A 12,651-nucleotide genomic window follows, 5' to 3' on the forward strand; every position below is an offset into this window, starting at 1 on the left:
CGTGACGTGGCCAACCTTGGAGTGACGCGTTCTCAACGGACAGTGACATGAAGGTGAACGGGCGGGGTCCGGTTCGCGTGCGCGGCGTGGGAACGTACGATCCATGACCGTGCAAGGTTCGGAGAAGTCTTCCCGTCGCGGCCGTCGCTCCAGCACCATGGGTGGCATGCCGACCAACGACATGCCGTGGTGGCGCTGGCGCAGCAACGTGCGCTCGGCGCTGCACATGCTCTCCGACCCGGCGTTCCAGCGGGAGTGCTGGCTCGCGGGGCGCGAGGAGTACGGGGACGTGACCGACGCCGTGTACCGGCTGGTCGAGGACACCTGGCTGGACAACTGGTCCGCTGAGAAGTACGTGGGCACGATCTTCCGCGACCCGCAGGAGGCGGCCCTCGTCGACACGGCCGTGCTGCGGGTCCTGCGGATCATGCACGAGGTGGGGCCGGACGCGCTGGTCTCCGTCTATCTGGAGCACCCCGGCTGGCCCGAGGCGGTCCGTGCCGCGCGTGACGCGCACGTCCGGCTCGCGGCGGGCGACGGGGACGACCCCGACGTACCGCCGCAGACGCTCGAAGTGCTGCGGATCATGACGCGGTCCGCCTGACGGGACGTCCGCCGGCGCGTTCCCGGCCGCGCTCCCACGGCGACACGGTCCGACCCGCGGGACGATTGCCGTCCGCGGTCCCCGCTGTGGGAACCTTGGCCGCATGAACGAGCAGTCCACCGCGCCCGCCGCCCCCGCTGAGCAGTACGTCCTCACCCTCTCCTGCCCCGACAAGCAGGGCATCGTGCACGCCGTGTCGAGCTATCTCTTCATGACCGGCTGCAACATCGAGGACAGCCAGCAGTTCGGCGACCACGACACCGGACTGTTCTTCATGCGCGTGCACTTCTCGGCCGAGGCCCCGGTGACCGTCGACAAGCTGCGGGCGAGCTTCGCCGCGATCGGCGACTCCTTCCACATGGACTGGCAGATCCACCGCGCCGAGGACAAGATGCGGGTGGTCCTGCTCGTGTCCAAGTTCGGCCACTGCCTGAACGACCTGCTGTTCCGCTCCCGGATCGGCGCGCTGCCGGTGGAGATCGCCGCGGTCGTCTCCAACCACACGGACTTCTCCGAGCTCGTCGCCTCGTACGGCGTCCCCTTCCACCACATCCCGGTGACCAAGGACACCAAGCCGCAGGCCGAGGCGCGGCTCCTGGAGATCGTCCGCGCGGAGAGCGTGGAACTGGTCGTCCTCGCCCGCTACATGCAGGTCCTCTCGGACGACCTGTGCAAGGAGCTCAGCGGGCGGATCATCAACATCCACCACTCCTTCCTGCCGAGCTTCAAGGGCGCGAGGCCCTACCACCAGGCGCACGCGCGCGGTGTGAAGCTGATCGGCGCGACCGCGCACTATGTGACGGCCGACCTCGACGAGGGGCCGATCATCGAGCAGGAGGTCGAGCGCGTCGGCCACGACGTCACCCCCGACCAGCTGGTCGCGGTCGGCCGTGACGTGGAGTGCCAGGCGCTGGCGCGGGCCGTGAAGTGGCACGCGGAGCGCAGGATCCTCCTGAACGGCCGCCGCACGGTGGTCTTCGCCTGAAACCCTTGCCAGGGGCTCACATCCGGCTCAGCGAGGCCGCCGCGAAGAGTACGTCGCGGATCGCCTCGCGGTCGCCGTCCTGGCCCGCGGCCGCCTCCTCCGGCGAGACGTGGCCCGCCGCGAGCCGGCAGAACTCGACGCCGTCCAGCGCCACATGGGCCACCTCGTGCTCCCGCGACGCGGCCGCCGCGGGGGAGTCGAGCGGGATGAGCCACTCGCCGCCGCCGAGCCCCTCGATCTCCAGGCGCAGGCTGCGGCCCGGCGCGCCCGCCGCGACCAGCCGCCGGGGCGGCGTGGCGAGCCCGGAGCGGCGGCGCTCGGCGAGCGTGCCGGGGAGCATCCGGGCCGCGAGGTCGATCATGTGGTGGAGGTGCCGGGGCGCGGGCGGCGTGTACGGATAGTCGACGGCGTCGGCGATGTCGCCCGCGTGGATCCAGCACTCGAAGGCGCGGTCGACCATCGAGTCGCGCAGCGGCAGCTCGACGGTCTGCCGCGGTCCGGGCCCGGCGCCGCTGCCCGGGGCGGCCACCGTCCCGTACGGCACGGGAAGCCGGCCCGAGCCGCCGCCCGCGAACGACACCGTGCGGATCAGCTCGTGCGTCTGCTCGCGCCACGGGGTGCGCACCACGCGCGTGGGCGGGAAGTGCGAAGCGCGCCAGTACGCCTCGGTGCGGTGGGCCGGGTCCAGTGGGACCCCGGCCTCCGGCCCGAGCGGGTCGTCGAGGCCGAGGGCGAGCCCGACCATGCCGTCGACCGCGAGGAGATGCGCGATGACCCCGGCCACGGTGGTCTTCCTGCTGGCCGGGCCGTCCTCCTCGAACCAGCGGAGCCGCACGGGGGCGTGCCACTCCGCGTCGCCGATGTCCTGGAGGAGGGCGTCGAGGCGGGCGGTCTCCGCGTCGTACGGCAGGGCCCACTCGGGCACCGGGATGCGGGGCGGGCGGCGGCCGAGGCAGCTCTCCAGGACGCGGGTGCGCAGGCCCGGGTCGAGGTCGAGGCTCTCCTCGGGGTGGAGCAGGCCGACCGCGTCCCGCAGCCGCAGCGCCTCTTCCGCGCAGGGGCCGCAGCCGCCCAGGTGCTCCTCGACGGCGGTGGCCTCCTCCGCGGAGCAGGCGGCGAGCGCCCAGGCGCCGAGCAGGGACTTCAGGACGTGGTGCTCCAGGACGAGGGGCGCGGGCGCCGGCGGCGGGTCGGGCGGGTCGGGCAGGGGCTGCCCGGTGTCCTCCGGGGAGGCGCGCGGCGTCGGTATGCGCGGCGCGGTGCCGTCGGGGCGGTCGGGTCCCGTGCCGTCGGGGCCGTCGAGCGGTTCGGGGCGGTCGGCGCCGGTCACAGCGCGGCTCCGGGGCCGGGCGAGGTGTCGTGGGGCAGGCCGGCGGCGGGAGCGGGGGTGTCGTTGGCCGTGGCGAGGAGCTGGAGACCGAGGCGGAGCCTGCGGCGGGCCTCGTCCTCGGTGACGCCGAGGTCGGCCGCCGTCTGGCGGTAGTCGCGCCGCTGGAAGTAGGCGAGCTCCAGGGCGGCCCGGAGCGGGGTGGGCATGGCCGTCACGATGTAGTCCGCGCGGGCCGCGGCCGACGCGCGGCGGACCTTGCGCTCCAGGTCCTCGGTGGTGCCCTCGCCGCTGCGGGCGAGGGCGGCGGACTCGGTCTGGCGGAGCCTGCGCACGGCCTGCTGGTGGGCGAGCGTGGCGATCCAGGAGCGCAGGGGGCCCTGGCGCGGGTCGTACGCGTCGGGGTTCTCCCAGACGTGTCCGAAGACCTCGCGGGTGACGCGGTCGGCGGCGCTCACGTCGCCGAGGACGCGGTGTGCGAGGCCGTGCACGAGTGAGGCGAAGCGGTCGTAGAGTTCTCCCAGCGCGGCGGCTTCGCCGTGCGCGAGGCGCTGCTGCATGCGGCGGTCCCAGCGCTGCGGCGCGTCCTTCGGCATGCGGCCCCCTCGTGCGCTTGCCCTGTGCTGCCTACTCGAACGGTACTTCGAGTTCCCCGCTCATGGTGCTGTCCCTCTCTCTCGAATGTAGTCGGCGCCGCTGACAGCACACTCTCGATTGCGGCAAAGCCCGCACCTTGGCGGAGGCCGGATGATATTGCCGGTGGCCTGCTGGTGTTTCATGGAGGCTGCGATGGGGCAGCCGAAGCTGAACGAAACGTAAGGGCTGCTTCCGGATCATCACTCCGCGACGGCGGGGCAGGCGAGGGCGAGCGAGAGGCGTGGCGCGTGACGCTCAAGGTGACGGTGAGCGAGCAGGCAGGCTGGGCCGTGCTGTGCGTCTCCGGCGAAATGGACCTGCTGACCTCGCCCGTGCTGCGCCAGCGCGTGCACGACGCCGTGGCCGACGGCCGCCGCCGTATCGTGCTCGACCTCTCCGAAGTGCTGTTCTGTGACTCCAGCGGCGTCGGTGTGCTGATCGCCACACGCCGGCTGATCCGCTCCTTCCAGGGCAGGCTGCGGCTGATACTGCCCGCCCAGGGCGCCGAGGACGGCTCGCACGTCAACCGGGTCCTCGCGGCGCTCGGCGTCCGCAGGCTCTTCGAGGTCTTCCCGGACGTACCGGCGGCCCTGGACGACGGCGCGACGCCGCTCTCCGCCTAGAAGAGTCTCCGCCCAGGCCGGGCCCCGGCCGCTACACATGCCGCTTGGCCTGCGCCACGAAGGAGTTGATGGCGTCCCGCGAGACGCGGCGCCGCTCGGCCAGCTCGTCGCGGTCGTCGGCCCTGTGCACCTCGGCGACGTGGTCGAGGGTCTCCCAGGCGAGCCGGACGAGTTCGTCGTTGCTGGTGAGCAACTGCACGCGGAACAGCGCCTCCTGGGCCTCCGAGCGCATCTCGTACGAGCGGAAGCGGGACTCCTCGCTCTCCTCGTGCCGGTTCTCCGCCCTGCTGAACCAGCGGTCGACCAGGATCCGCCGGTAGTTGACCAGCGCTCCCGCGTACGCGCAGTACGCGTCGATCCGTTCCTGCCGCAGCCTCTCGCCGCGCGTGAACCGCTCCGTCCGTTCGATCGCCCTCCGCTGGAACGAGTGGGTCAGCCCCGCACCCAGCAGGGTTCCAAGCACCGCTATGACACTCGCCGCTACCGCTTCCACGCAGGACAGTGCAGCACATCCCACCTGTGGCACACCCGTGTCCCGGAATTCCGGCGGTCTTGACACAAGCGTCGCTTTCCCGCCTCCGGGCGGCCGTCGACCACGTACGCTCGCAGCCGGGGAGAACCACCCCGAGCAAGTACCCAACCGCGGAAGTGAGGCGGCCCGAAGATCATGGACAGTGCCGAGTACGAGCGTAGGATCGCGGCCCGGTTCGCCACCTTCGACCAGGACGGCAACGGCTACATCTCCCGTGAGGACTTCAGTACGGCGGCGGCGGCCCTGTGCGCGGAGTTCGACGCGACGGCGCGGTCCGAGAAGGGGCAGGCCCTCTACGTCGGAGCCGAGGCGTTCTGGCAGGGCATGGCCGGGATCGCGGACCGCGACGGCGACCAGCGGATCACCCGCGACGAGTTCGTGGGCGGCGCGGTGAAGCGGCTGCGGGACAACCCGGGCCGGTTCGCCGAGATCGCCCGCCCGTTCCTGCACGCGGCGATCGACGTCGCCGACGGTGACGCGGACGCCGCGGTGACGCCCGTGGAGGCCAAGCGCGCGCTCAAGGCGCTCGGCGTGCCCGAGGACGTCGCCGAGGGGGTCGCCGCGGCACTCGACGCGGACCGCGACGGCCGGGTCTCGGAGGACGAGATCGTGAAGGCCTTCGCCCAGTACTTCACGGTGCCCGAGTAGCACGCGCGCGTGGCCGCCAGGCAGGAGCACGCGCCCCAGGCGTCCGCGTAGGAGTCAGACGCGGGAGAAGCGCTCCCGCAGCTTGTACTTGAGCACCTTGCGCAGCGTCTCGTTGCGGGGAAGCGCCTCGACCACCTCCAGCTGTTCCGGCAGCTTGTAGGGGGAGAGGCCTTCCCCGCGCAGGTACGCGGTGACCGCCTCCAGCGTCAGCACGCCGGTCCCCGCGCGCTGTTCCACCACCGCGCAGACCCGTTCGCCGCGCTCCGGGTCGGGCAGCCCGACGACCGCGGCCTCGCCCACGGCCGGGTGCTGATGGAGCAGATCCTCGATCTCCTTGGCGGAGATGTTCTCCCCCTTGCGGATGATGATGTCCTTCGCGCGGCCGGTGAGGACCAGATGGCCCGTCTTCCTGAGGTGGCCGAGGTCCCCGGTGATCAGGAACCCGTCGGCGTCGAAGACGTCGGCGCTCTGCTCCGGGTCCACATAGCCCTGGCAGACGGCCTCGCCGCGCAGCCGCACCTCGCCGTCCGTGCCGGGCGGCAGTTCGTTTCCGTCCGCGTCCGTGATGCGGATCTCCATGCCCTCCGGAGGCAGCCCCTCCGTCGTCGCGAGGTTCTCCGCGGTGTCGTCGGGGGCGCCCATGGTGATCATCGGCACCTCGGTCATGCCGTAGCCGTGCGTGAGCTGGCAGCCCATTTCCCGTACGACGGAGTAATAGATCTCCGGCGGTTTGGGCGCTCCGCCGCCCGCGAGGAGGCGCAGGCTGGGGATGACCTTCCGCCCCTCCGGGAGTTGGCGCTGCTCGGCGAGGAACATCGAGTAGAAGGCCGTCGACCCGCCCGCCACGGTCACGCCGTGCCGCCGGTAGCCGTCGAGCGAGGCGGGCAGCGCGAAGTGCTCGAACATCACCGCGGGGAATCCGTAGAGCAGCAGCATCACGGTGTAGTCGGGGCCCGCGATGTGCGCGAAGGGGAACGCCATCGAGCCGACGTCCGACGCCCGCAGCCGCAGCGCGTGGGCCAGGCACGAGCCGCCCGCGATCAGGGACCGGTCCGTGTGCAGCACGCCCTTGGGGTCGGACGTGGTGCCCGAGGTCCAGTAGATCCAGCGCACCGACGTGCCTTCGGAGGGCGGCGGGGGCAGGACGGCCGGGTCGGCGTCGGGCAGCGACGCGTACGCCTCGAACACCTCGAAGTCACGGCCCGCGCCGAGCCGGTACGCCATCTCCAGGTGGCCGTGACCGCGCCAGACCCCCGGCACGGCGAAGAACTCCGCCTTGGACTCCCGCAGCGCGAAGCCGACTTCGCGGTCCCGGTGGAAGGGGATGACCGGCGACTGGACCGCGCCGAGGCGGGCGAGCGCGAAGGACAGCAGGGCCGTCTCGATGCGGGTCGGCAGCTGCCAGGCGACGACCGTGCCGGGCCGCACCCCCATCTCGTACAGACCCGCGGCGACGCGCTCGGCGCGGTCCCGCAGCTCGCCGAAGGTCAGCGTGCGGTCGTCCGCGGGATCGGCCGCGGCCTGGATGAGGACGGGCCTGTCGGGGGTGAGGGCGGCGCGGCGCGCGATCAGCTCCCAGAGAGTCCGGGAGGCGCCCAGTTCGTACGCGGTCTCCCCTTCCGGAGATTCGTACGCGGTGTCGTGCTCCGGCAGTCCGTACGCGGTGTCGTTCCCCGAGGCCCCCATGTGATCCCCTCCCGTCCCGCAGCAGCCGAGCTGACGGTCAGTCAGATCGTGCCGAGAGCGTAAGCCCCGGCGCCTTGTCGGTCCAGGGGTGCGGGGCTAGCCTGCGGTCAGACGCTATCTGACGATCCGTCAGTTAGCCCGCCGGACGCGTAGGAGCCGCATGGACCTCACGTACACCGACGAGGAGGAAGCCTTCCGCGCCGGGCTGCGCGAATGGCTCGCCACGGTGCTGCCCGGACTCCCCGCGAAGCCCTCACCGCAGGACTGGCCGGGCCGCCGCGCCTACGACACCGCATGGCAGCGCATGCTCCACGACGCGGGCTACGGAGGGGTCCACTGGGACGCCTCACCGACACAGCGGCTCATCTTCCTGGAGGAGACGGAGAAGGCGGGCGCCCCCTATGTGGGCGCCAATTTCGTGGGCCTGCTGCACGCGGGCCCCACCATCGCCTCCGAAGGCACACCCGCACAGCGCGAGCGGTGGCTGCCGCCCGTCCTGCGCGGCGACGAGGTGTGGTGCCAGGGGTTCAGCGAACCCGACGCCGGATCCGACCTCGCGTCGCTCCGCACGCGCGCGTGGCGCGACGGCGACCACTACGTAGTGAGCGGGTCCAAGATCTGGACCTCCCACGCCGAGGTGGCCGACTGGTGCGAGCTCCTGGTGCGCACCACTCCGGTCAGTGAGGCCGTGCCCAAGCACCGGGGCATCACCTGGCTCGCGATGCCGATGGACGCCCCCGGGATCACGGTCCGGCCGCTGCGGACCCTGGCGGGCTCGACCGAGTTCGCCGAGATGTTCCTCGACGAGGTGCGGGTGCCGGTGGCGAACCGCGTCGGGGACGAGAACGACGGCTGGCGCGTGACGATGGTGACCCTCTCGTACGAGCGAGGCACCGCCTTCGTCGGGGAGGTGGTGGCCTGCCGGCGCGTCCTCGGCGAGCTGGCCCGCGAGGCCCGCTCCAACGGCCGCTGGGACGATCCGGTGCTGCGGCGCAGGCTCGGCAGGCTGAGCGCCGAGTTCTCCGCGCTGTGGCGGCTCACCCAGTGGAACGTGAGCGAGGCGCAGCGCACCGGAGGGGTGCCCGGCGTCGGCGGCTCCGTCTTCAAGCTGCGCTACTCGCACGCGCGCCAGGAGCTGTACGACGCCGCTGCCGACGTCCTCGGCCCCGGCGCCCTCGACCTGCGGCACGAGTGGACCCTCGACCGGCTCTCCTCGCTCTCGTACACGATCGCCGCGGGGACCTCGCAGATCCAGCAGAACATCGTGGCCGAGCGGATCCTCGGCCTCCCGAAGGGGCGGTGAGGGTCCGTATGGATTTCCAACTCAGTGCTGACCAGCGGGCGTTGCAGGAAGGCGTGCGGCAGCTGCTTCAGGGCCGGTTCTCCCTGCGGGACGCCACGGACCGCATCGACCGGGCGCTCTGGCGCGAACTGGGGAAGGCCGGCTTCTTCTCGCTCGCCCTGCCCGAGGCGGAGGGCGGGGTCGGACTGGGGCTCCCGGAGGCCGTGTTGATCTTCGAGGAGGCGGGGCGCGCGCTGCTGCCGGGCCCCGCGGTGGCGTCGTTCCTCGCGGCGGGCGTCGTGCCGGGCGCCGGGACGGGCGAGACCGTCGTGACCGCGGTCGACGGCTCCCTGGTGCCGTGGCTGGCCGAGGCGGACGTGGTGCGCGGCGACGCCACCGGCGCCGTACCCCTGCGCTCCGTCGACCCGCTGACACCGCTGCACCGGGTGCCGGAGGCGGGGGGCCTTGCTGCCCGGGAAGCCCCGGAATCCCGTGGAGCCCCGGCGGTCCTCCTCCACGCGGCCGAACAGCTCGGCAGCGCCGCCCGAAGCTGCGAGACAGCCGTCCAACACGCCCGGCGGCGCGAACAGTTCGGCCGCCCCATCGGCGCGTTCCAGGCGGTGAAACACCTCTGCGCGCACATGCTCGTACGCACCGAGCTGGCCCGTAGCGCCGTGTACGCGGCGGCCGTGACGGGGAACGCGCTCGACGCCTCGGCCGCCAAGCTGCTCGCCGACGACGCGGCCGTGCGCAACGCGCGCGACTGCCTCCAGGTGCACGGCGGCATGGGCTTCACCTGGGAGGCCGAGGTGCACCTGCACCTCAAGCGGGCCTGGGTGCGGGCCGAGCTGGGGCGGTCGGCACGGGAGGCCGAGGAGGAGCTTGCCGCGGCGCTCTGAGGCGCTCCGCGAAAATTGGTCTGTCCGATAACGACGACTTTGTCATGGTCTTCCGTAAGGCTGAACCCGTCCGCGCGAAGACTACGGAGCGTCGATATCGGGTTGTGTCCTACGGGGGACTCGTCACGGCATGTGGTCGGTGTCCGGCTCGGGTACCTTGTGTGAGATGCGAGTGGTTCAGAGGCCGAGCCATGCCGGTGCTGCCCATGGGGCGGCCCCGGACCTGGCAGTGCCCGCCGCTCGCAGGACAGCGCGGGGCTACGCCGCCGCCTGTTCGACCCCCCGCGGCGCGCGTCGCACAGTATGCAGCACGCGTACTCCTTCGCGCTGGAATATGCCCGAAGCGCTTGTTGGGGTAACTGAACGTCAATCATGCTGTCTCCCAAGGGGATCACGTTCGGTGACCCTGTGGAGTCGCGAGGCGATGTGTCCGCCGGTTCGGATGGTGTGAGCGGTGCAGGTGCTTCAAGTTCAGCTGGAGGTCGGGGCCGACCCCGCGGAAGTGGGACGGGCCAGGCGATGGGCCCGTTCACGACTGGCGGGCTCCGGGATAGAAGCCGATGAGCCAGTGGCCGAGACCCTGATCCTGTTGATCTCGGAGCTCGTGACCAACGCCGTCGTGCACACCGGGTGTCCGGCCGTGCTGCGGATGCTCCTTCCCGGCCCCCCGGCCGACGCGGGCGAGGGGACCGGGACGGTGCGGGTCGAGGTGGTGGACAGGAGCGCGCGGCCGCCCGCGCAGCGGCACGCGCACGGCGACGACACCAACGGCCGCGGCCTGGAGCTCGTCGACGGACTCGCCGACCGCTGGGGCTGGCGGCCGGAGGGTGCGGGCAAGAGCATCTGGTGCGAGGTGGACCGGTGCGAGCCCGGTGTCGCGGCGGTCGCGTTCGAGGGGACGACGCATGACGCGGCGGCCTACGACGCGGCGGCCTGCGACGCCGCGGCCTGCTCCACGCCGGCCTGCCACGCGACGACCCACGATGTGACGGTCTGTGACGTCACGGTCCACGGCGTGGCACCCCACGGTGTCACGGCGTGTGACGGGGCGGGCGCCGGCTACGGCAGCCAGGCCTACGGGGTCTACGGCAGGGCGATGCCCAACAGGGCGGCTTACGGCGACGTCGACGTCGCCTACGAAGCGGTCTGAGCGTTCGAGCCCCCTGTGCGCCGCCATGTGCCACGGTGCGCGCACCTGTGCGCGGGTGGAACAAAAGGGGCATAAGCCCCTAATCCCCGGATCGGTGTTGACGTGTCGTGTCCGATTGATCACGCTTGTGTGCAGCGATTCGCTGCGAGGGGACGTCGAGGGTGCCCGGTGACGGAGGTCCTTGACGAAGTGTGGGTCGCGCGTTCGGCGTCAGTCCCTTCGTGGCCGCGCAGGTGCACAGGACGGGACCGGGTGCCGGAACCGGACGGCGGCGTGCGCGGCGGCGCGCTCGGGGCGGAAGCCGACGCGCCGCCGTCCGGTGCGAAAGCGGCGGTCGCGGTATGCGGCGGTCACAGTACGGCGACCGGCGCCACCGGTGTGCCCGTCCCGCCGACGAACGGCTCGGGCATCGCGGACAGCAGGAAGGTGTAGCGGGAAGCTTGTGCACAGGCTGTGGACAAGTTCTCCAGATTCCAGTTCTGGCCCTGGAGCATCCCCATCTCGACCAAGTGGAGCGCGTGCACGGGCAGCCACAGGTTCTCGACCTCCGGCGGGAAGATCTCGAAGGTGAGGGTGTCGTTCGCGACCGCCGCCACGTCCCGCGCGTGGAACCACTCGGGCGTGCGCAGCGAGAGTCCCGGTGACGGATGCCCGTACGCCTGCTTGTCGCCCGCGAGGTAGACCTGGATCTGCCCCGTGCGTACGAGCACGATGTCGCCCGCGCCGACCGTGACGCCTCCGAACTCCGCGGCCTCGTCCAGGTCGTCCGGGGTGACGGCGTGGTCACCGGGCAGCCGGTCGAGCCCTTTGGCGCGCGCGACATCGAGCAGGACGCCGCGCGAGACGACGTGCGGCACCTTGTCGATGCCGCTGAACCGGGCCCGCGTGTGGGCGGTGATGCTGTCCGCGGGGCGGCCGTTGTAGATCTTGCCCGAGTGGGAGGCGTGTGTGAGGGCGTCCCAGTGGGTGGCTGTCTGAAGGCCCATCGTCACCGCGTCGTCGCTGGTGGCGACCGTGCCGGGGCCGAACAGCTCCTGGTTGATCTGCACCATGGTGTGCAGGGGGTTCACGCGGCCCGGGATCAGACCCGTCTGCACGCCGTCCTCCTTGAGCGGGAGCGCGAGCGGGACGCGGTGGCCGGAGCGGACCTCGGCGGCGGCCGCGCGGACGACGTCGTCCGTGACGAGGTTGAGCGTGCCGAGCTCGTCGTCGGCGCCCCAGCGCCCCCAGTTGTTGACGCGCTTGGCGATGTCATGGAACTCCGGGGGCAGTGACATGGTCCCTCCCTGGGTCTTGTCTTCCGCCGTCTGACGGGCCATAGAATCTAACGGTCCGTCAGAAACCGCGGGAAGGGGCCGGCGTGGGGAACTTCTTGGCAGGCAAGGTGGTGGCCGTGACCGGCGCCGGGCGCGGTATCGGCAGGGCCGTCGCGCTCGCCGCCGCGGCCGAGGGCGCGAAGGTCGTCGTCAACGACTACGGCGTCTCCATGGAGGGCGCCGAGCCGACCAGCGCGGTGGCCGACGCGGTCGTCAAGGAGATCGAGGCGGCGGGCGGGGACGCCGTCGCCGTCGCCGACGACATCTCGACCATGGCCGGCGGACAGCGGATCGTCGACGTCGCGCTCGCCGAGTACGGGCGCGTCGACGGAGTGGTGTGCGTCGCCGGGATCCTGCGCGAACGGATGCTGTTCAACATGTCCGAGGAGGAGTGGGATCCGGTCGTCGCCACGCATCTGAAGGGCACCTTCACCGTCTTCCGTGCCGCGTCGGCGGTGATGCGGAAGCAGGGCTCGGGCACCTTGATCGGCTTCACCAGCGGCAACCACCAGGGCTCCGTCGCCCAGGCCAACTACAGCGCCGCGAAAGGCGGGATCATCTCGCTGGTGCGGAGTGCGGCCCTGGGGCTGCACAAGTACGGGGTGACGGCCAACGCGGTCGCGCCCGTCGCGCGTACGCGGATGTCCGCGAACGTACCGATGGAGCTGACGGAGATCGGGGACCCGGAGGACGTCGCCGCGCTGGTCGTCTATCTGCTGAGCGACCGGGCGCGCGAGGAGGAGATCACCGGGCAGGTCTACACGATCGCCGGCCCCAAGATCGCCGTATGGGCGCAGCCGCGTGAGCTGCGCGCCGGGTACGCCGAAGGGGCGTGGACCCCGGAGCGGATCGCGGAGTTCCTGCCGGGGACGGTGGGCACCGACCCGATGCCGATGCTGGCGCGGCTGGAGGCGATGGCGAAGGCGGCGGCCGACAAGAAACGCCCGAACGCGTAGGGGCGGG

At 71.9% G+C, this 12,651-nt stretch carries 12 protein-coding genes and 1 pseudogene; 8 read left to right on the top strand and 5 right to left on the bottom strand.

Annotated features, from left to right (window positions below):
• Positions 1–103 precede the first annotated feature (103 nt).
• The gene (locus ACZ4Z4_RS13210; protein WP_468326378.1) at positions 104–604 is read left to right on the top strand and encodes an SCO4402 family protein; all 501 of its coding nucleotides are present in this window, start codon (positions 104–106) and stop codon (positions 602–604) included.
• Between the two features lie 103 nt (positions 605–707).
• Complete coding sequence (purU, locus tag ACZ4Z4_RS13215) at positions 708–1,589, top strand: formyltetrahydrofolate deformylase (protein ID WP_468326380.1); 882 nt, start codon at positions 708–710, stop codon at positions 1,587–1,589.
• Between the two features lie 16 nt (positions 1,590–1,605).
• Here the strand turns inward: purU and ACZ4Z4_RS13220 are convergent, their stop codons facing one another.
• Entirely contained in the window at positions 1,606–2,919 is a 1,314-nt protein-coding gene (locus tag ACZ4Z4_RS13220) for a zf-HC2 domain-containing protein (RefSeq protein ID WP_468326381.1), read from the bottom strand.
• Positions 2,916–3,512: a sigma-70 family RNA polymerase sigma factor gene (locus tag ACZ4Z4_RS13225; RefSeq protein ID WP_468326383.1), complete on the bottom strand. Its 597-nt coding sequence runs from the start codon at positions 3,510–3,512 to the stop codon at positions 2,916–2,918. The genes ACZ4Z4_RS13220 and ACZ4Z4_RS13225 overlap by 4 nt, the downstream gene beginning before the upstream one ends.
• A gap of 288 nt (positions 3,513–3,800) precedes the next feature.
• Between ACZ4Z4_RS13225 and ACZ4Z4_RS13230 the strand changes: the two genes are divergently transcribed.
• On the top strand, positions 3,801–4,175 hold the full coding sequence (locus tag ACZ4Z4_RS13230; RefSeq protein WP_468326385.1) for an STAS domain-containing protein: 375 nt from the start codon (positions 3,801–3,803) through the stop codon (positions 4,173–4,175).
• 31 nt (positions 4,176–4,206) lie between these two features.
• Here the strand turns inward: ACZ4Z4_RS13230 and ACZ4Z4_RS13235 are convergent, their stop codons facing one another.
• Complete coding sequence (locus ACZ4Z4_RS13235; protein ID WP_468326387.1) at positions 4,207–4,668, bottom strand: hypothetical protein; 462 nt, start codon at positions 4,666–4,668, stop codon at positions 4,207–4,209.
• Between the two features lie 174 nt (positions 4,669–4,842).
• On the opposite strand from ACZ4Z4_RS13235, the gene ACZ4Z4_RS13240 reads away from it, so the two are divergent.
• The gene (locus ACZ4Z4_RS13240; RefSeq protein ID WP_468326388.1) at positions 4,843–5,355 is read left to right on the top strand and encodes an EF-hand domain-containing protein; all 513 of its coding nucleotides are present in this window, start codon (positions 4,843–4,845) and stop codon (positions 5,353–5,355) included.
• Positions 5,356–5,409: 54 nt separating this feature from the next.
• Here the strand turns inward: ACZ4Z4_RS13240 and ACZ4Z4_RS13245 are convergent, their stop codons facing one another.
• The gene (locus tag ACZ4Z4_RS13245) at positions 5,410–7,041 is read right to left on the bottom strand and encodes a class I adenylate-forming enzyme family protein (RefSeq protein WP_468326390.1); all 1,632 of its coding nucleotides are present in this window, start codon (positions 7,039–7,041) and stop codon (positions 5,410–5,412) included.
• A gap of 160 nt (positions 7,042–7,201) precedes the next feature.
• Here ACZ4Z4_RS13245 and ACZ4Z4_RS13250 point away from each other — a divergent pair, with 160 nt between their 5' ends.
• From ACZ4Z4_RS13250 to ACZ4Z4_RS13260, 3 genes and pseudogenes are all read left to right on the top strand, one after another.
• On the top strand, positions 7,202–8,344 hold the full coding sequence (locus ACZ4Z4_RS13250) for an acyl-CoA dehydrogenase family protein (RefSeq protein WP_468326392.1): 1,143 nt from the start codon (positions 7,202–7,204) through the stop codon (positions 8,342–8,344).
• 8 nt (positions 8,345–8,352) lie between these two features.
• Positions 8,353–9,222 carry an acyl-CoA dehydrogenase family protein gene (locus ACZ4Z4_RS13255; protein WP_468326393.1) on the top strand — a complete coding sequence of 290 codons (870 nt, stop codon included), beginning with the start codon at positions 8,353–8,355 and terminating at the stop codon, positions 9,220–9,222.
• A gap of 454 nt (positions 9,223–9,676) precedes the next feature.
• Positions 9,677–10,093 (top strand): annotated as a pseudogene (locus tag ACZ4Z4_RS13260) (ATP-binding protein); the annotation flags it as partial.
• A 629-nt stretch (positions 10,094–10,722) separates the two neighbouring features.
• On the opposite strand, the gene ACZ4Z4_RS13265 reads toward ACZ4Z4_RS13260, so the two are convergent.
• A complete protein-coding gene (locus ACZ4Z4_RS13265) occupies positions 10,723–11,649 on the bottom strand; it encodes a cyclase family protein (protein ID WP_468326395.1) in 927 nt (308 codons plus the stop codon).
• 83 nt (positions 11,650–11,732) lie between these two features.
• Here ACZ4Z4_RS13265 and ACZ4Z4_RS13270 point away from each other — a divergent pair, with 83 nt between their 5' ends.
• Complete coding sequence (locus ACZ4Z4_RS13270) at positions 11,733–12,644, top strand: SDR family NAD(P)-dependent oxidoreductase (RefSeq protein WP_468326396.1); 912 nt, start codon at positions 11,733–11,735, stop codon at positions 12,642–12,644.
• Positions 12,645–12,651 lie beyond the last annotated feature (7 nt).

This window comes from Streptomyces sp. NPDC030245, assembly GCF_055572995.1.

Excerpts from the sequence above, each read along its gene's own strand:
- ACZ4Z4_RS13210 (WP_468326378.1), top strand. The coding sequence starts at position 104 with ATGACCGTGCAAGGTTCGGAGAAGTCTTCCCGTCGCGGCCGTCGCTCC.
- purU (WP_468326380.1), top strand. The coding sequence starts at position 708 with ATGAACGAGCAGTCCACCGCGCCCGCCGCCCCCGCTGAGCAGTACGTC.
- ACZ4Z4_RS13225 (WP_468326383.1), bottom strand. The coding sequence starts at position 3,512 with ATGCCGAAGGACGCGCCGCAGCGCTGGGACCGCCGCATGCAGCAGCGC.
- ACZ4Z4_RS13240 (WP_468326388.1), top strand. The coding sequence starts at position 4,843 with ATGGACAGTGCCGAGTACGAGCGTAGGATCGCGGCCCGGTTCGCCACC.
- ACZ4Z4_RS13245 (WP_468326390.1), bottom strand. The coding sequence starts at position 7,041 with ATGGGGGCCTCGGGGAACGACACCGCGTACGGACTGCCGGAGCACGAC.
- ACZ4Z4_RS13250 (WP_468326392.1), top strand. The coding sequence starts at position 7,202 with ATGGACCTCACGTACACCGACGAGGAGGAAGCCTTCCGCGCCGGGCTG.
- ACZ4Z4_RS13255 (WP_468326393.1), top strand. The coding sequence starts at position 8,353 with ATGGATTTCCAACTCAGTGCTGACCAGCGGGCGTTGCAGGAAGGCGTG.
- ACZ4Z4_RS13265 (WP_468326395.1), bottom strand. The coding sequence starts at position 11,649 with ATGTCACTGCCCCCGGAGTTCCATGACATCGCCAAGCGCGTCAACAAC.